Below are 17,709 nucleotides of genomic sequence, written 5' to 3' on the forward strand. Positions count from 1 at the left end.
GACGATCGTTCGATGATCGTCAGATTGTTGATTCGTCTTGCAGAAGTTTCGTGATGCAGATCGATTTTCATGAAGTGCGTCACGCGGTGTCTGGTATCCCGTTGTATCGGCGTGTTTAGACCTGTTTCAACGCTTTGCCATATCGGGCAATCCGCGAACGATTCGCGCCCCCTTCGCGGCGGCAGGGTCCACGCGTCATCGCTCGAGCTGTTCCGCGGCTGTCCAACCGAAATGAGGTTATTCATGAAAACGAAAGCGAAAGCGAACGTGAAATTGACAGGCATCGCCTTGTCGGTCGCGGCTTTGTTCAGCCTGGCCGCCTCGGCGTCCCAGGCGGGGGTACTGGCTTCCCCGCTGGGAAGTGTCAGCAAATCCGACGGCCTGATCGTCGCAGGCGGATCTCCCGCGCCCGGGGAACTCGTCGGCACCGTGGCGGGATGGGGGAACGGGGTGGTGACGGTCGGCAGCCCGAATGCAGGCGGTATCTCGATCGGGCTGGCAGGGACGGGGACGGGAAGCGCGACCATCGATATCGGTAGCGGATTGCTCGAGCCGGTCGCAGGCGTGGCCGGTACGGTGACGGGTGCGTTGGGTGGGGTCGGCGGTATCGGCGGTGGTGGTGGCGGGACCGGTGGTCTCGGTGGTGTGGTTGGCACGGTGACGGGTGCGCTGGGCGGCCTTGGCGGAAGTGGTGGCGGGACGGGTGGCCTTGGCGATGTCGTCGGAACGGTGGGCAACGCGGCAAGCGGTGCAGTCGGTACGGTGACGGGCGCCTTGGGTGGTGTCGGCGGTGGGGCCGGTGGTCTCGGTGGTGTGGTTGGCACGGTGACCGGTGCACTCGGTGGCATCGGTGGTGGTAACCCGACAGGTGGCCTTGGTGGCGTCGTCGGGACGGTTGGCAACGTGGCAAGCGGTGCAGTCGGTACGGTGACGGGTGCTCTGGGTGGTGTCGGGGATCCGACCGGCGGTCTCGGTGGCGTGGTTGGCACGGTAACCGGTGCACTGGGTGGCATCGGTGGCGGTAACCCGACGGGCGGCCTTGGTGGCGTTGTCGGAACGGTGGGCAACGTGGCAAGCGGTGCAGTCGGAACGGTGACGGGCGCTTTGGGTGGTGTCGGGGATCCGACCGGCGGTCTTGGTGGCGTGGTTGGCACGGTAACCGGTGCACTGGGTGGCATCGGTGGTGGTAACCCGACGGGTGGCCTTGGTGGCGTCGTCGGAACGGTGGGCAACGTGGCAAGCGGTGCAGTCGGTACGGTGACGGGTGCCCTGGGTGGCGTCGGTGATCCGACCGGTGGCCTTGGTGGCGTTGTCGGAACGGTGGGCAACGTGGCAAGCGGTGCAGTCGGTACGGTGACGGGTGCCCTGGGTGGCGTCGGTGATCCGACCGGTGGCCTTGGTGGCGTTGTCGGAACGGTGGGCAACGCCGCAAGCGGCGCAGTCGGTACGGTGACGGGTGCTCTGGGTGGCGTCGGTGATCCGACCGGCGGTCTCGGTGGTGTGGTCGGTACGGTAACCGGTGCACTGGGTGGCATCGGTGGCGGCAACCCGACGGGTGGCCTTGGTGGCGTTGTCGGCACGGTCGCGAATACGGCGACGGGCGCAGTCGGAGCACTGACTGGCGCACTGGGCGGTGTCGGCGGCGGGGCCGGTGGTCTCGGCGGCGTTGTCGGGACAGTGGGTAACGCGGCAAGCGGTGCAGTGGGTACGGTGACGGGTGCCTTGGGTGGCGTCGGGGATCCGACCGGTGGTCTTGGTGGTGTGGTCGGTACGGTAACCGGTGCACTGGGTGGCATCGGTGGCGGTAACCCGACGGGCGGCCTTGGTGGCGTTGTCGGCACGGTAGCGAACACGGCAACGGGTGCAGTCGGAACACTGACTGGCGCACTGGGCGGTGTCGGCGGCGGGACCGGTGGTCTCGGCGGCGTTGTCGGGACAGTGGGTAACGCGGCAAGCGGTGCAGTGGGTACGGTGACGGGTGCCTTGGGTGGCGTCGGCGATCCGACCGGTGGTCTTGGTGGTGTGGTCGGTACGGTAACTGGTGCACTGGGCGGTGTCGGCGGCGGGACCGGTGGTCTCGATGGTGTCGTCGGCACGGTGGCGAACACGGCAACCGGTGCAGTCGGAACACTGACTGGCGCACTGGGTGGTGTCGGCGGCGGGACCGGCGGTCTCGGCGGCGTCGTCGGGACGGTGGGCAACGCGGCAAGCGGCGCAGTGGGTACGGTGACGGGTGCTTTGGGTGGCGTCGGTGATCCGACCGGCGGTCTTGGTGGCGTGGTTGGCACGGTAACCGGTGCACTGGGTGGCATCGGTGGCGGTAACCCGACGGGCGGCCTTGGTGGCGTTGTCGGCACGGTAGCGAACACGGCAACGGGTGCAGTCGGAACACTGACTGGCGCACTGGGCGGTGTCGGCGGCGGGACCGGTGGTCTCGGCGGCGTTGTCGGGACAGTGGGTAACGCCGCAAGCGGCGCAGTCGGTACGGTGACGGGTGCACTGGGTGGTATCGGCGGCGGGACTGGCGGTCTCGGCGGTGTTGTCGGCACGGTAGCGAACACGGCGACGGGTGCAGTCGGAACGCTGACTGGCGCACTGGGTGGTGTTGGCGGCGGGACCGGCGGTCTCGGCGGCGTCGTCGGGACGGTGGGCAACGCGGCAAGCGGCGCAGTGGGTACGGTGACGGGTGCCTTGGGTGGCGTCGGGGATCCGACCGGTGGTCTTGGTGGTGTGGTCGGTACGGTAACCGGTGCACTGGGTGGCATCGGTGGCGGTAACCCGACGGGCGGCCTTGGTGGCGTTGTCGGCACGGTAGCGAATACGGTCACCGGTGCAGTCGGAACGGTGACTGGCGCACTGGGTGGTGTCGGCGGCGGGACCGGCGGTCTCGGCGGTGTTGTCGGGACGGTGGGCAACGCGGCAAGCGGTGCAGTGGGTACGGTGACGGGTGCCTTGGGTGGCGTCGGCGATCCGACCGGCGGTCTCGGTGGCGTGGTTGGCACGGTAACCGGTGCTCTGGGTGGTATCGGCGGCGGGACTGGCGGTCTCGGCGGTGTTGTCGGCACGGTAGCGAACACGGCGACGGGAGCAGTTGGAACGCTGACTGGGGCGCTGGGCAGTGTTGGCGGCGGGACCGGCGGTCTCGGCGGCGTCGTCGGGACGGTGGGCAACGCGGCAAGCGGCGCAGTGGGTACGGTGACGGGTGCCTTGGGTGGCGTCGGGGATCCGACCGGTGGTCTTGGTGGTGTGGTCGGTACGGTAACCGGTGCACTGGGTGGCATCGGTGGCGGTAACCCGACGGGCGGCCTTGGTGGCGTTGTCGGCACGGTAGCGAACACGGCAACGGGCGCAGTCGGAACGCTGACTGGCGCACTGGGCGGTGTCGGCGGCGGGACCGGTGGTCTCGGCGGTGTTGTCGGAACGGTGGGCAACGCCGCAAGCGGCGCAGTCGGTACGGTGACGGGCGCTCTGGGTGGCGTCGGCGATCCGACCGGTGGTCTCGGCGGTGTTGTCGGAACGGTGGCGAACACGGCAACGGGCGCAGTCGGAGCACTGACTGGCGCACTGGGCGGTGTCGGCGGTGGGACCGGCGGCCTCGGCGGTGTTGTCGGCACGGTAGCGAACACGGCGACGGGTGCAGTCGGAACGCTGACTGGCGCGCTGGGCAGTGTTGGTGGCGGGACCGGTGGTCTCGGCGGCGTTGTCGGGACAGTGGGCAACGCGGCAAGCGGTGCAGTCGGGACGGTGACGGGGGCCTTGGGCGGCGTCGGCGATCCGACTGGTGGGCTTGGTGGTGTGGTCGGTACGGTAACCGGCGCACTGGGTGGTCTCGGTGGCGGGACGGGTGGCCTCGGTGGTGTCGTCGGCACGGTAGCGAACACGGCAACCGGTGCGGTTGGAACACTGACTGGCGCACTGGGTGGTGTCGGCGGCGGGACCGGTGGTCTCGGCGGTGTTGTCGGCACGGTAGCGAACACAGCGACGGGAGCAGTTGGAACGCTGACTGGGGCGCTGGGCGGTGTCGGCGGTGGCGGGACCGGTGGTCTCGGCGGCGTTGTCGGAACGGTGGCGAACACGGCAACGGGTGCAGTCGGAACATTGACCGGTGCACTGGGTGGCGTTGGCGGCGGGACCGGCGGTCTCGGCGGTGTTGTCGGCACGGTAGCGAACACGGCGACGGGAGCAGTTGGAACGCTGACTGGGGCGCTGGGCGGTGTCGGCGGTGGCGGGACCGGTGGTCTCGGTGGTGTCGTCGGCACGGTGGCGAACACGGCAACCGGTGCAGTCGGAACACTGACTGGCGCGCTGGGTGGTGTTGGCGGCGGGACCGGCGGTCTCGGCGGTGTTGTCGGCACGGTAGCGAACACGGCGACGGGTGCAGTCGGAACATTGACCGGTGCACTGGGTGGCGTTGGCGGCGGGACCGGTGGTCTGGGTGGCGTCGTCGGAACGGTGGGCAACGCGGCAAGCGGCGCAGTCGGTACGGTGACGGGTGCTCTGGGCGGGGTTGGCGATCCGACTGGTGGGCTTGGTGGTGTGGTCGGTACGGTAACAGGTGCACTGGGTGGTATCGGCGGCGGGACCGGCGGTCTCGGCGGCGTTGTCGGAACGGTGGCGAACACGGCAACGGGAGCAGTCGGAACACTGACTGGCGCGCTGGGTGGTGTTGGCGGCGGGACCGGCGGCCTCGGCGGCGTTGTCGGAACGGTGGCGAACACGGCAACGGGAGCAGTCGGAACACTGACTGGTGCGCTGGGTGGTGTTGGCGGCGGGACCGGTGGTCTCGGCGGTGTTGTCGGAACGGTGGCGAACACGGCAACGGGTGCAGTCGGCACGCTGACTGGTGCACTGGGTGGCGTCGGCGGCGGGACCGGTGGTCTCGGCGGTGTTGTCGGGACAGTGGGCAACGCGGCAAGCGGCGCAGTCGGTACGGTAACGGGTGCCCTGGGCGGCGCCGGCGGTGCGACTGGCGGCCTCGGTGGCATCGTTGGCACGGTAGCTAACTCGGCAACGGGTGCAGTCGGAACATTGGCCGGCGCAGCGGGCGGTCTCGGCGGCGTCGTTGGCGCGGTCGGCAACTCGGCAACCGGCGCAGTCGGGACGTTGGCCGGTGCAGTGAGCGGTGTCGGCGGCGGCGCGACCGGTGGCCTTGGCGGTCTCGGTGGCGTCGTTGGCGCGGTCGGCAACACGGCAACTGGCGCAGCGGGAACGCTGGTCGGCGCGCTGGGCGGTGCTGGCGGCGTGACCGGCGGTCTCGGCGGCGTCGTTGGCGCGGTCGGCAACTCGGCAACCGGCGCAGTCGGGACGTTGGCTGGCGCAGTTGGCGGTGTTGGCGGAGGCGCGACTGGTGGCCTCGGCAGTCTCGGTGGCGTCGTTGGCACGGTGGGTAACACGGCAACCGGTGCACTCGGGACGTTGGCTGGTGCAGTAGGCGGTGCCGGCGGCGCGACGGGCGGCCTCGGTGGCATCGTTGGCACGGTAGCCAACTCGGCAACTGGCGCAGCCGGGACGTTGGCCGGTGCGGCGAGTGGTCTCGGCGGCGTCGTTGGCGCGGTCGGCAACACGGCAACCGGAGCAGTCGGGACGTTGGTTGGCGCAGCGGGCGGTGCCGGCGGCGCGACTGGCGGCCTCGGTGGCATCGTTGGCACGGTAGCCAACTCGGCAACCGGCGCAGTCGGAACGCTGGCCGGCGCCGTGGGCGGTGCAGGCGGCGCGGCGGGCGGCCTCGGTGGCATCGTGGGCACGGTCGCCAACTCGGCAACCGGCGCAGTCGGAACGCTGGCCGGCGCCGTGGGTGGTGCAGGCGGCGCGGCGGGCGGCCTCGGTGGCATCGTCGGCACGGTAGCCAACTCGGCAACCGGCGCAGTCGGAACGCTGGCCGGTGCAGCGGGTGGTGTCGGCGGCGCGACCGGCGGTCTCGGCGGCATCGTCGGCACGGTAGCCAACTCGGCAACGGGTGCAGTCGGAACGCTGGCCGGTGCAGCGGGTGGTGTCGGCGGCGCGACCGGCGGTCTCGGCGGCATCGTCGGCACGGTAGCCAACGCCGGCCCGGGCGTCATCAACGCCGTCACCGGTGTCGCGGGCAATAGCGGCGCGCTGATCACGCCGATCACGAGCATCGTCGGCAATCTCGGCGGCGCGTTGCCGGTCGGTGCAGCCACCGGTGCGATCGGTGCAGCGTCCGGTGCGATAACCGGTCTCGCCGGCAGCGGCACCGCGGCGATCGCACCGATCGCATCGACCGTCACGTCGGTGATCGGATCCGCCGCGAGCGGCGCCGGCAACGTCGTCGGCTCGGGATCCGGCGCGCTCTCCGGCGCAACCGGTGCGGCGGGCTCGCTCGCGACGGTCGCCACTGGCCTGACGGGCTCGCTCGCGCACACCGTGACCGGCACCGCCGGCGCGGTCGCCGGAACCCTTCCGGCACTGAGCGTCGCGCTCAACGGCGGCACGGCAGCCGGTGCGGTCGGCGGGGTGACGAACGCCGCGGGGGCGCTCATCTCCGGCGGCGCGACGATCGCCAACGCGGCGGTGCAATCGGTCGGTTCGGCCGTCGGGTCGGTGGCCGGCGTCGTTCCCGCGCTGGCGGTCTCGCTGAACGGCAATTCCGCGCAAGGGGGCGGTAGCGCGTCGGGCGGTCTGTTGGCACCCGTGACGTCGCTCGTCACTTCGCTCACCGTTCCGGTGATCAAGAAGTAGGCGACGTCGATACCGCGGCCGCCGCATGCTCCGGGCGGCCGCGAATCTTCACGCGTCAGGCGCGTCACCCGTGACGCCCGCGGAACGACGAACCATGTCGAATCGCGCGGCGTTGCCTCGGTGAACGCGCCATTTTGCATTTGGGGAGTCGCGGCATCGGATGCCGCCGTCCCGGACTTCCCGATCGCTTCCCGCCTGCATCGATTCGCCGTGCCTCGAAGGTGGCGATGTGCCGCTTTGCGTCGTGGTTCAACGAGAAAACCGAAACCTCGCGACCGACGCCATGCGATCCATTCCGACGCATACGCCGCACCCGCAAACGTGAGCACACCGAAGCGTCAGTCCGGCGCCGTCCCGGTCGATTCGCGCACGACCAGCTCCGGTGCGCCGATCGTATGCACGGCCGTGCTCGGCTCGATCCCGTCGATCATGTCGAGCGTCAGCGCGATCGCCCGCGCGGCGATCTGCGACGTCGGGAACCGCACGGTCGTCAGCGCGGGGCGGAACTGGTGCGCGAGCTGGATATCGGTCATGCCGACCACCGACAGATCGGCCGGCACGCGCAGCCCGAGATCGGCGGCGGCCTGCATCGCGCCGATCGCCATCAGGTCGTTGGTCGCGAACAGCGCGGTGAGGCCGGGCTTCTCGCGCAACAGCGCGGCGGCGGCTTCGTAGCCGCCTTCGATCGAGTCGTGCGTCGACGCGGTCGTCAGCGCGCCGGCGGGATGGCCGCGCGCCGCGAGTTCGTCGGCGAACCCGCGCAGCCGCACCGACTGCGGGCCACCCGAGCCCTTGCCGACGAGCGCGCCGAACGCGCGATGGCGCAGCCCGGACAGATGCGCGGCCGCCAGCGCCCCCGTCGCCGCGAAATCGACGGTCACGCACGGCAGCGTGCGCGACGCATGCACGTGTTCCCACATGCACAGCACGATCGATGCGCCGTGACGCGCGATGTCGGCGAGTTCGGCCTCGGCGAGATCGGTGTTCATCACGATCGCACCGGCCGCGAGCGTGCCCGCGATCCGCTCGAGGTAGTTGCGCGTGATCGCCGGATCGTCGTCGGTATTGGACACGAGCAGGTAATGGCCGCGCTTGCGCGCCTCGCGTTCGGCGGCCAGCACGAACTCCGGATAGAACGGGTTCGTGATGTTCGACAGCATCAGCGCGAGCGTCGACGTGCGGCCCTCGGCGAGCGCCCGCGCGGTCAGGTTCGGCCGATAGCCGAGTTCGCGGATCGCCGCCATCACGCGTTCGACGGTCGCCGGCTTCACCTTCTGCGGATTGCGCAGCACGTTCGAGACGGTCGCCGCCGTGACGTTCGCGCGCTGCGCGACTTGCGCGAGCGTCACCATGCGCGGCCTCCGATCGGCCGGTTGGCGGGGTGTACCTGACGTGAAGCGGGGTAGTGTCTGCTCATATTCTGGGAGTGCGTCCCACAAGTTGCACAGGGACGGCCGATACGCTAATTTCTCGACACATCAGAGGAAGGAGACGACATGGTACGGCGAACCGGGCGAATCGCGCCACCAAAATTTAAGCGTTTAAATTTTCCGGTCCGATGCGTGTGACCGGCGAGAGGAGAGCGCGATGACCGCCATTTCAATGAAGGATGTCTCGAAGCGCTACGGCGACCATGCGCCGGTGCTGCGCGACGTGAACCTCGAGATCGCATCGCATGAATTCTGCGTGTTTCTCGGTCCGTCGGGCTGCGGAAAATCCACGCTGTTGCGGATGATCGCCGGGCTCGAGGACGTGACCGAGGGCGAGCTGCGGATCGGCGGCGCACGGATGAACGACACGCCGCCCGCGGAGCGCGGCGTCGCGATGGTGTTCCAGAGCTATGCGCTGTTTCCGCACATGACCGTGTTCGACAACATCGGTTTCGGACTGCGAATCGCCGGCACGCCGAAGGACGAAATCCGCCGCCGCGTGACCGAGGCCGCGCGCGTGCTGCAGCTCGAAGCGCTGCTCGATCGCAAGCCGAAGGCGTTGTCCGGCGGGCAGCGCCAGCGCGTCGCGATCGGCCGCGCGATCGTGCGCGAGCCGCGCGTGTTCCTGTTCGACGAGCCGCTGTCGAACCTCGACGCGACGCTGCGCGGCCAGACGCGCGTCGAAATCGCGCGGCTGCACGCGCGCTTCACGCAATCGAGTTCGGTCTACGTCACGCACGACCAGATCGAGGCGATGACGCTCGCCGACCGGATCGTGCTGCTGCATGCGGGCGACGACGTCGCGCGCTTCGGCAGCATCGCGCAGGCCGGTGCGCCGCTCGAGCTGTATCACCGGCCGGCGAACCGCTTCGTCGCGGGCTTCATCGGCTCGCCGCGGATGAACTTCCTGCCGGCCGTCGTCGACGCGGGCGATGCGCACGGCTGCCGGCTGACGCTGGAAGGCACCGGCGAGACGCTGACGCTGCGCGATCGCGCGTTGCCGCGCCACGTCGGCCGCGGCGCGCGCGTGACGCTCGGCATTCGCCCCGAGCACCTGACGATCGGGGTGCCCGGCGACACCGACCTGCCGGCGCTCGTGCGCGACGTCGCGCTCGTCGAGCAGCTCGGCGAAGCCGCATACGTCCACCTCGACCAGCCCGGCGGCGTGCCGCTGCTCGCGAAACTGCCGGGGCAGGCGGCGTTGCGGCGCGGCGAGCGGCATGCGTTCCACGTGCCGCCTTCGCGCTGCCATCTGTTCGACGAAGCCGGCATCGCGGTGCCGGCGCTTCACGCCGAAGCGGCGTTCGCCTAGCGGGCGCGGCGCAGACCGGCCGCGCGCGACGCGGCACCCATCACACCAATACCAGGAGACAACGATGAGACTTCGTGCGAGCCGACTGCTGCTTGCCCTGACGACCGCCGCGGCGTGCGCCGCGGGTATGGCCGACGCGGGCACGCTGAAAGTGAACGTCGCGGCGCGCGGCAACCAGCGCGCGACGTGGCAGGCCGTGTTCGACCAGTTCCACAAGGCGAATCCCGACGTGGACCTGAAGGTCAGCTACGTCGGCGAGGAGGCGTACAAGGTGCAGATGTCCGGCTGGCTCGCGACCGATCCGCCCGACGTGCTGAGCTGGAACAACGGCGAGCGGCTCGCGTATTTCGCGAAGCGCGGGCTGATCGAGGACCTGGGCGCGGACTGGCAGAAGAACGGCTGGAACGACACGTATGCGTCCGTGAAGCAGTCGTCGACGTATGGCGGCAAGGTTTACAGCCTGCCGCTCGGCTACGACGCGTACGGCCTGTTCTACCGCAAGGACCTGTTCGAGAAGGCCGGCATCCACGGCGAGCCGGCCGACTGGCCGCAGTTTCTCGACGCGTGCCGCAAGCTGAAGGCGGCCGGCATCGCGCCGATCGCGGTGGCCGCGCGGGATGCGTGGACGCTCGCCGCGTGGTTCGACTATCTCGACCTGCGGATCAACGGCTACGCGTTCCACCAGAAGCTGATGGCCGGCGACGTCGCGTACACCGATCCGCGCGTGCGGGCCGTGTATACGGCCTGGAAGAAGCTGATCGACGACAAGTATTTCATCGACAACGCGCTGTCCTACGACGTCGATTCGCTGAGCCCGCTGATCGTGAACGGCCAGGCCGCGATGACGCTGATGGGCACCTGGTATTCGGCAGGACTGCTGAGCGCGGCGCGCAACCCGATCGGCTTCTTCCGCTTCCCGGTGATCGACGCATCGGTGCCGCTCGCCGAGGACGGCCCGGTCAACGTGCTGATCGTTCCGGCGAAAGCGCACAACAAGGCCGATGCGCGGCGCTTCCTCGCGTTCATGGGGCAGCCGGTGGTCAACGGCGAGTTCGCGAAGGGGATGGGGCAACTGCCGTCGAACAACAAGGCGCCCGAGCCGCAGGACCCGATCTCGAAGATCGGCTTCCGCACGCTCGCGACGACGCCCGGCGGCATCGCGCAGTTCTACGACCGCGACATGACGAAGGAAATGGCCGACGAGGGGATGAAGGCGATGCAGCAGTTCCTGTCCGACCCGACGCAGCTCGACGCGATCCTGCAGCGCCTCGAACAGACCCGCAAGCGCATCTACCGCAAGTAGCGCGCGGCCGGGCCGGCGTGGGTGCCGGCCCGGTGCGTCGTCGTCATCGTCACGTTCGTTTCATCGAAGGCCATCTCATGTCGACCAGCCTGTCCGAAAGCGCCGCGCGCCGCGATGCCGGCCCGCGGCGGCCTGCGCGCGCGTCGCTCGCGCGGCGGCGCAACCGCGCGGCCCTGTGGTTCGTGCTGCCGGGTTTCGCGCTCTTCACCGTGTTCGTGCTGTATCCGATCGTCAGCAGCATCTGGCTGAGCTTCCATCACTGGGACGGGATGACGCCGATGACGTTCGCCGGGCTCGACAACTATCGCGAGCTGCTGCAGTCGGACACGTTCACCGTCGCGCTGAAGAACAACGTGCTGTGGCTCGTGCTGTTCCTCGCCGCGCCGCCGCTCGGCCTCGCGCTCGCGCTGTACCTGAACCAGAACGTGTTCGGCATCCGGCTCGTGAAGTCGCTGTTCTTCGCGCCGTTCGTGCTGCCGGGTGTGGTGGTCGGCCTCGTGTTCTCGTGGTTCTACGACCCGACGTTCGGGCTGCTGAAGCTGATCGTCGGGCACGGAATCCCGGTGCTCGGCGATCCGCGCTATGCGACCTACGGCGTGATCGCCGCCGCGCTGTGGCCGCAGATTCCGTTCTGCATGATTCTGTACCTGACCGGGCTGACCGGCATCAACGGCGAGATCGTCGAGGCGGCGCGAATGGAAGGCGCGCGCGGCTTCACGCTGCTGTGGCACGTGATCCTGCCGCAACTGCGGCCCGCGACCTTCATGGCCGTCGTGCTGACCGTGATCGGCGCGCTGCGCAGCTTCGACCTGATCTCGTTGATGACGGGCGGCGGCCCGTTCGACAGCTCGACCGTGCTCGCGTATTTCATGGTCGACCAGGCGATCAAGTACTACCGCGAAGGCTATTCGGCCGCGATCGCCGTCGTGCTGTTCGCGATCATGCTCGTCTATATCGTGTGGCAGCTGCGCAAGCTGGTGCGCGTCGAGTCGTAAGGACCACAGCAAGGACCACCAACATGTACCCGATGCCCGTGTCCCGCTGGGGACGTCCCGCCCGCCTGCTGTACCGGTTGTCGTTGCCGTGCGCGCTCGCGCTGTGGCTCGTGCCGCTGCTCGCGGTGCTCGTCACGTCGATCCGCTCGACCGACGAGATCGTGGCCGGCGATTACTGGCGCTGGCCGAAGCAGTTCGCGCTCGTCGACAACTACGGCGCCGCGCTCACGCAAACGCCGATGCTCCATTACTTCGCAAACAGCCTCCTGATCACGGTGCCGTCGGTCGCCGCGTCGATCCTGCTCGCGTCGCTCGCCGGGCATGCGCTCGCGAACTACCGGTTCCGCGGCAATCTCGTGCTGCTCGGCCTGTTCGTCGCCGGCAATTTCGTGCCGATCCAGATCCTGATGATTCCGGTGCGGCAGATCATGCTCGGCGTCGGCCTGTACAACACCGTGTGGGCGCTCGTGCTGTTCCACACCGCGTTCCAGACCGGCTTCTGCACGCTGTTCCTGCGCAACTTCATCCGCGAGCTGCCGTTCGAGCTGATCGAGGCCGCGCGCGTCGAAGGCGCGTCCGAGTGGGCGATCTACTGGCGCGTCGTGCTGCCGCTCGTGCGGCCCGCGCTCGCGGCGCTCGCGATCCTCGTGTTCACGTTCGTGTGGAACGACTACTTCTGGGCACTGTGCCTCACGCAAGGCGACGACGCGGCACCGATCACCGTCGGCGTCGCCGCGCTCAAAGGGCAGTGGACGACCGCCTGGAACATCGTGTCGGCCGGCTCCGTGCTCGCGGCGCTGCCGTCGGTCGCGATGTTCTTCGCGATGCAGAAGCACTTCGTCGCGGGGCTCACGTTCGGCGCGACGAAGGGCTGATCCGTCCCATCCTCTTTCTTCAGCAAGGAATCCACGATGCATCTCGGCGTTTGCTATTACCCCGAACACTGGCCGCGCGAGCAATGGGCGCGCGATGCGCGGCGGATGGCCGAACTCGGCCTGACGCGCGTGCGGATCGCCGAATTCGCGTGGAGCCGGATGGAGCCGGAGCCCGGCCGCTACGACTGGGCGTGGCTCGACGAAGCGATCGACACGCTCGCCGGCCGGCACCTGAAGATCGTGCTCGGCACGCCGACCGCCGCACCGCCGAAATGGCTCGTCGATCGCCATCCGGAGATCCTGCCGGTGGGCGCGGACGGCGCGGTGCGGCAGTTCGGTTCGCGTCGCCATTACGACATCGCGAGCCCGGTGTATCGCGCGCATTGCGTGCGCATCGTCGATGCGATGGCGCGGCGCTACGGCGCGCATCCGGCCGTGATCGCGTGGCAGACGGACAACGAAATCGGCTGTCACAACACGCTGCCGAGCTATACGCGTGCGGCGCTCCACGGCTTTCGTGCGTGGCTCGCCGCGCGTTACGGCGATATCGGCGCGCTGAACCGCGCGTGGGGCAACGTGTTCTGGAGCATGGAGTATCGCGGCTTCGACGAGATCGAGCTGCCGCGCCATACGCCGACCGACGCGAATCCCGCGCACCTGCTCGACTTCCGGCGCTATCAGTCGGACGAGGTCGCGCGGTTCCATGCGGTGCAGGTCGACGCGATCCGTCCGCACGCACCAGGCCGCGACGTGCTGCACAACTTCATGGGGTTTTTCACCGAGTTCGATCATTACGCATTCGCGCGAAGCGGGCTCGACGTCGCCGCATGGGACAGTTATCCGGTGCCGCGTACCGAAGTGCTGCCGCTCGACGAAGCGGACAAGCAACGCTGGGCCCGCACCGGGCATCCGGACGTCTCCGCGTTCTCGCACGACCTGTATCGCGGCGTCGGCAACGGCCGGATGTGGGTGATGGAGCAACAGGCGGGGCCGGTCAACTGGGGGCCGTACAACCCGGTGCCGCAAGCCGGCGCGGTGCGGCTTTGGACGTGGGAAGCGTTCGCGCATGGCGCGGAGCTCGTGTCGTATTTTCGCTGGCGGCAGTATCCGCACGCGCAGGAGCAACTGCACTCGGGGCTCAACGCGCCGGACGACCGGCTGGCGCCGGGCGGCCACGAAGTGGCGCGCGTCGCACGCGAAATCGCCGCGCTGGATTCCGCGCTCGTCGCCGGCGAGTGTGATGCGGCCCGTGTCGCGCTGCTGTTCGACTACGAGGCCGACTGGATGATCCGGATCCAGCCGCACGGCGCCGATTTCGACTATCAGCAGCATGCGTTCGACTGGTATCGCGCGCTGCGCGAGCTGGGCCTCGACGTCGACATCGTCGCGGCCGGCGCCGACGTGTCGCGTTACGCGCTCGTCGTCGCGCCGACGCTGCCGGTCGTCACGGACCGCATCGTCGAGCAGGTCGCGAGCGGGCACGCACACTGGCTGTTCGGGCCGCGCACGGGTTCGCGCACCGCTGAATTCGCGATCGCGCCGGGTCTCGCACCGGGCAAGCTGCGCGATGTGCTGCCGGTGCGGATCGGCCAGGTCGAGTCGCTGCGGCCGTCGCTCGCGCCGCGTGTGTCGTTCGACGGCGTCGACGGCCATGCGCTGAAATGGCGCGATCACGTCGAGATGGAGGCGGCGCGCGGCGCAGACGTGCTGGCCGCCTGCGACGACGGCGTGCCCGCACTCGTGCGGCGCGGTCGCGTGACGATGGCGACGGCCTGTTTCGACCGCACGCTGTTGCGCGCGACCGTTGCCCGCTGTGCGAGCGATGCCGGCCTGTCGGTGCGCGCGATGCCGGACGGTGTGCGGTTGCGCCGACGCGGGCGCGTGACGTTCGCGTTCAACTACGGCGACACGCCGTGCATGCTGCCCGCGCCGGGCGGCGCCACGTTCGTGCTCGGCAATCGCGACCTCGGCGCGGTGGACGTCGCCGCCTGGGTCGAGCCGGACTGACGCGATGCAGTCGTTGCGGCCGCTGCTGTCGCATTTCGCGCGCCTGGCGGGAATCGCGCACTTCGTGCCGCTGTCCGCGGCGGCGTTGATGCTCGGCGTCGCGATGTCGTTCACGGCGCCGTACCTGTCGCTGTTCGGCGTCGAGGCGGCGGGCATGTCGCCGTTTCTGGCCGGCATCTTCATGACGTCGATCGCGGCGAGCGGCGTCGTCGCGAGCACGTGGGCCGGGCGCTGGTCGGATCGACGCGAGCGGCACCGGCCGCTGCTCGTGGTGTCGCTCGGGGCGGCCGCGCTCGGCTTCGCGCTGCTGTGCGTGCTGCGCGCGCATGGGCCGGTGATCGCCGCCGGCACGATCCTGCTCGGCGCGGGCGCCGTGTCGCTGTCGCAGATCTTCTCGTTCGCGCGTGCGGTGCTGCCCGTCGCCGACGATGCGCAGCGCGAACTCGCGTCGGCCGCGCTGCGCACGATGCTGTCGATCGCGTGGGTGTTCGGCCCCGCGCTCGGTGCGCTGATTCTCGCGCAGACGGGTTTTACCGGACTCTTTCTGGCGGCTGCCGCGGGCTTCGTCGCGTGCGCGGCGATCGTCGCGCGGATTCCGGAGCCGGCGCGGCGGCCCGTGGCGGCTCACGTGCAAGCCGCGGACCGCGTTGCACTGCCGCCTGACGCTGCGCGTGCAGCGGTTGTCGTCGTCGCAACGCGTGCAAGCGTGCTGCGCACGCTCGTCGCGCTGACGCTGATCGGGCTCGCGGCGAACGCGACGATGATCGTGCTGCCGCTCTACATCGTGCGCGCGCTCGGCGGCACGCCGGCGAACGTGTCGGCCGCGCTCGGGCTCGCCGCGTTGCTCGAGATTCCGATGATGCTGTGGCTCGGCATCCGTTCGACGCGCCTCGACAAGGCGCGCTGGCTGACCGCGTGCGCACTCGTGCATGCGGCGTATTTCGTCGGCCTCGCGGCGGTGGCGCGCGTGAACCTGATCCTGCCGCTGCAACTGCTGAGCGCATGCGTGGTCGCGATCACGTCGTGTCTCGGGATGACGCGCGTGTGCGACCTGATGCCCACGCGCCCCGGCACCGCGACCGCGATGTTCTTCAGCACCGCGCGGGTCGGCTCGATCGCATCCGGTGTGCTGTCGGGCGCGTGCGTCGATCTGTTCGGCTATCGCGCGACGTTCGCCGGATGCGGCGGGCTCGCGCTCGTGGCGTGCGTGCTGCTCGCCGTGGATGCGTACGGCGAGCGGGGCAGCGCACGCCGCACGAGCGGGGCGCGCCGCGGCTTCGATTCACCGCACTGACGCGGCATGCGCCGGTGCGGTGAAGCCGCGACGCGGTGACGCGTCAGCGCTGCCGGAACGCGTCGAGCGACGGCAGCGCGCGACCGTGGAAATCGAACAGCGTGTTGTTGTCCCACTGGTCGCCCGCGCCGAGCTTCCAGCCGACACCGGGCGTCGGGATCCATTCCGGTTCCCACCAGAACACGCCCTTGCCGCGATTGCCGGGCACGCCCTTCACGATATCGACGACCGCCGCGAGAAATTGCGCCTGGCCGGCCGGCGACGGCGGGAAGGTCGTCGAGCCGGTGTTCGTCATCGCGTTCGGCTCCGAATCGCCGTCGCTCGTGGTCCACGGGTAGGCGGTCTCGACGACGATCAATTCCTTGTCATAGCGCACCGCGAGATCGTTCGCGTTGTTGCGCAGATCGTCGAGCGCGCCTTGCCATTGCGGGTAGTACGACAGGCCGATCACGTCGAACGCGACGCCGCGCTGCGTCGCGCTGTCGAACCACCAGCGGCTCTTGCCGTTGTCGCCGCCGCTGTCGATATGCAGCATCACCTTGATGCGCGGATCGACCGCCTTCACCGCGTCGTGACCGGTTTTCAGCAACTGCGCGAGGTTGTCCCACTGATCGTAGCGGCCGAGCGGCCACAGCATGCCGCCCGTGATCTCGTTGCCGATCTGCACCCACTCGGGCCGTACGCCGGCGCGCTGCAACTGGCGCAGCACGTCGGTCGTATAGGCCGACAGCAGCGCGCACGTCTCGGCGAGATTCTTGCCGGCCCACGCATGCGGCGGGTATTGCTTGCCGGGGTCGGCCCACCAGTCGCTGTAGTGGAAATCGATCAGGATGCGCATCCCGAGCGCGGCCGCGCGCTGCGCGAGTGCCACGACATGCGCGGCATTGTTGTAGCCTGCCGCCGCGCTCTGGTTCGCGGGGAAGAAATCCGGATTGCCGGGATCGTTCCACACCTTGATCCGGATCGAATCGACGCCGTGCGCGCGAAGAATCTTCAAGCAGTCGCGCGGCGCGCCGCCGCCGTCGAAGAAGGCCGCGCCATGCGCTTCGAGTTCGGGCAGCGTCGAGATGTCGGCCCCCATCGCGAAGCCGCCGGCCGTCGCACTGCGCGGCGCGGGTCGTGCGAAGGCAGGCAGCGGGCCGGCCAGGTCGAGGCACGCAAGCGCCGCGCTCGAGATGCTCCAGCGCAGCATCGATCGTCTGTTCATCGTCATCCTCCATGTCATGGACCCCGTCGGGCGTGGGGTCGGCTTCGGTATGTTTAAGCGCTTAAATTTCGGCCTGCGAGACGAGGCCGAATGGAGCGTAGCGCACCTGTCGCCAACGATGCAAAGAACCTGCGCGTTGCCTACTATCTGGCGAGCGCCGTCACGCGTTGCGCGTCGTCGCAGTGCGGCTCGACGGACGGCACGATTGGCGCGGACGGCGCTCGCGTGGCCGTCGGCGGACTCCGGCGCTGTGTCGCGGTCGGCACGCTCGCGGCGTACGCGCTCGCAGCATGCGCGCCGCGCTAGGACCGGTCGCGATTGCGAGCGCGCGTCGCTCCGGTGATGACCGCGATGCCGAACAGGATGACGGCCACGATCTCGATGATGTGCTGGGAGACGTGCAGCGTCATCAAACCCCAGGCGACGCCACCGATGAAAATGATCCATCCGACCAGGTAGATGAGCAGGGTCATCGTTCTTCTCCTTGCAGTGTTGGCCCGTGACGCCGATTGCCGGTCGTGCAAAATTTACCGCTCGCGCGGCGAGGCGCGATGAAAGGCGCGATCCGCGTGTGCGCGAGCATATTG

General features: G+C 69.3%; 11 protein-coding genes. 8 read left to right on the forward strand and 3 right to left on the reverse strand.

The window, feature by feature from the left end:
* Positions 1 to 243: 243 nt before the first annotated feature.
* The gene (locus HWX62_RS01560) at positions 244 to 6,699 is read left to right on the forward strand and encodes an S-layer family protein (protein ID WP_175985067.1); all 6,456 of its coding nucleotides are present in this window, start codon (positions 244 to 246) and stop codon (positions 6,697 to 6,699) included.
* 338 nt (positions 6,700 to 7,037) lie between these two features.
* Here HWX62_RS01560 and HWX62_RS01565 read toward each other — a convergent pair whose 3' ends face one another.
* On the reverse strand, positions 7,038 to 8,051 hold the full coding sequence (locus HWX62_RS01565) for a LacI family DNA-binding transcriptional regulator (protein WP_175930754.1): 1,014 nt from the start codon (positions 8,049 to 8,051) through the stop codon (positions 7,038 to 7,040).
* A 235-nt stretch (positions 8,052 to 8,286) separates the two neighbouring features.
* Here HWX62_RS01565 and ugpC point away from each other — a divergent pair, with 235 nt between their 5' ends.
* The 6 genes from ugpC to HWX62_RS01595 all read left to right on the forward strand — a co-directional run bounded on the left by ugpC (position 8,287) and on the right by HWX62_RS01595 (position 15,915).
* On the forward strand, positions 8,287 to 9,441 hold the full coding sequence (ugpC, locus tag HWX62_RS01570) for a sn-glycerol-3-phosphate ABC transporter ATP-binding protein UgpC (RefSeq protein WP_175930753.1): 1,155 nt from the start codon (positions 8,287 to 8,289) through the stop codon (positions 9,439 to 9,441).
* Between the two features lie 64 nt (positions 9,442 to 9,505).
* Entirely contained in the window at positions 9,506 to 10,744 is a 1,239-nt protein-coding gene (locus tag HWX62_RS01575) for an extracellular solute-binding protein (protein WP_175930752.1), read from the forward strand.
* 77 nt (positions 10,745 to 10,821) lie between these two features.
* Positions 10,822 to 11,739 carry a sugar ABC transporter permease gene (locus tag HWX62_RS01580; RefSeq protein ID WP_175930751.1) on the forward strand — a complete coding sequence of 306 codons (918 nt, stop codon included), beginning with the start codon at positions 10,822 to 10,824 and terminating at the stop codon, positions 11,737 to 11,739.
* 23 nt (positions 11,740 to 11,762) lie between these two features.
* The gene (locus HWX62_RS01585; protein WP_175930750.1) at positions 11,763 to 12,614 is read left to right on the forward strand and encodes a carbohydrate ABC transporter permease; all 852 of its coding nucleotides are present in this window, start codon (positions 11,763 to 11,765) and stop codon (positions 12,612 to 12,614) included.
* Between the two features lie 36 nt (positions 12,615 to 12,650).
* Complete coding sequence (locus HWX62_RS01590) at positions 12,651 to 14,621, forward strand: beta-galactosidase (RefSeq protein WP_175930749.1); 1,971 nt, start codon at positions 12,651 to 12,653, stop codon at positions 14,619 to 14,621.
* Between the two features lie 4 nt (positions 14,622 to 14,625).
* Complete coding sequence (locus HWX62_RS01595) at positions 14,626 to 15,915, forward strand: sugar efflux transporter (RefSeq protein WP_175930748.1); 1,290 nt, start codon at positions 14,626 to 14,628, stop codon at positions 15,913 to 15,915.
* Between the two features lie 43 nt (positions 15,916 to 15,958).
* Here HWX62_RS01595 and HWX62_RS01600 read toward each other — a convergent pair whose 3' ends face one another.
* Positions 15,959 to 17,122 carry an arabinogalactan endo-1,4-beta-galactosidase gene (locus HWX62_RS01600; RefSeq protein WP_175930747.1) on the reverse strand — a complete coding sequence of 388 codons (1,164 nt, stop codon included), beginning with the start codon at positions 17,120 to 17,122 and terminating at the stop codon, positions 15,959 to 15,961.
* Positions 17,123 to 17,212: 90 nt separating this feature from the next.
* On the opposite strand from HWX62_RS01600, the gene HWX62_RS01605 reads away from it, so the two are divergent.
* On the forward strand, positions 17,213 to 17,428 hold the full coding sequence (locus HWX62_RS01605) for a hypothetical protein (RefSeq protein WP_244135918.1): 216 nt from the start codon (positions 17,213 to 17,215) through the stop codon (positions 17,426 to 17,428).
* On the opposite strand, the gene HWX62_RS01610 is transcribed toward HWX62_RS01605, so the two are convergent.
* Positions 17,425 to 17,595, reverse strand: coding sequence for a hypothetical protein (locus HWX62_RS01610; RefSeq protein ID WP_006397039.1), 171 nt, complete (start codon positions 17,593 to 17,595; stop codon positions 17,425 to 17,427). The genes HWX62_RS01605 and HWX62_RS01610 overlap by 4 nt on opposite strands.
* Between the last annotated feature and the right edge of the window lie 114 nt (positions 17,596 to 17,709).

The organism is Burkholderia sp. BCC0506 (assembly GCF_902833145.1).
In the GTDB taxonomy this organism is placed as follows: Bacteria; Pseudomonadota; Gammaproteobacteria; order Burkholderiales; family Burkholderiaceae; genus Burkholderia.

Coding starts and splice junctions, on each gene's coding strand:
- HWX62_RS01560 (WP_175985067.1), top strand. CDS start 244: ATGAAAACGAAAGCGAAAGCGAACGTGAAATTGACAGGCATCGCCTTG.
- HWX62_RS01565 (WP_175930754.1), bottom strand. CDS start 8,051: ATGGTGACGCTCGCGCAAGTCGCGCAGCGCGCGAACGTCACGGCGGCG.
- ugpC (WP_175930753.1), top strand. CDS start 8,287: ATGACCGCCATTTCAATGAAGGATGTCTCGAAGCGCTACGGCGACCAT.
- HWX62_RS01575 (WP_175930752.1), top strand. CDS start 9,506: ATGAGACTTCGTGCGAGCCGACTGCTGCTTGCCCTGACGACCGCCGCG.
- HWX62_RS01580 (WP_175930751.1), top strand. CDS start 10,822: ATGTCGACCAGCCTGTCCGAAAGCGCCGCGCGCCGCGATGCCGGCCCG.
- HWX62_RS01585 (WP_175930750.1), top strand. CDS start 11,763: ATGTACCCGATGCCCGTGTCCCGCTGGGGACGTCCCGCCCGCCTGCTG.
- HWX62_RS01590 (WP_175930749.1), top strand. CDS start 12,651: ATGCATCTCGGCGTTTGCTATTACCCCGAACACTGGCCGCGCGAGCAA.
- HWX62_RS01595 (WP_175930748.1), top strand. CDS start 14,626: ATGCAGTCGTTGCGGCCGCTGCTGTCGCATTTCGCGCGCCTGGCGGGA.
- HWX62_RS01600 (WP_175930747.1), bottom strand. CDS start 17,122: ATGAACAGACGATCGATGCTGCGCTGGAGCATCTCGAGCGCGGCGCTT.
- HWX62_RS01605 (WP_244135918.1), top strand. CDS start 17,213: ATGGAGCGTAGCGCACCTGTCGCCAACGATGCAAAGAACCTGCGCGTT.
- HWX62_RS01610 (WP_006397039.1), bottom strand. CDS start 17,595: ATGACCCTGCTCATCTACCTGGTCGGATGGATCATTTTCATCGGTGGC.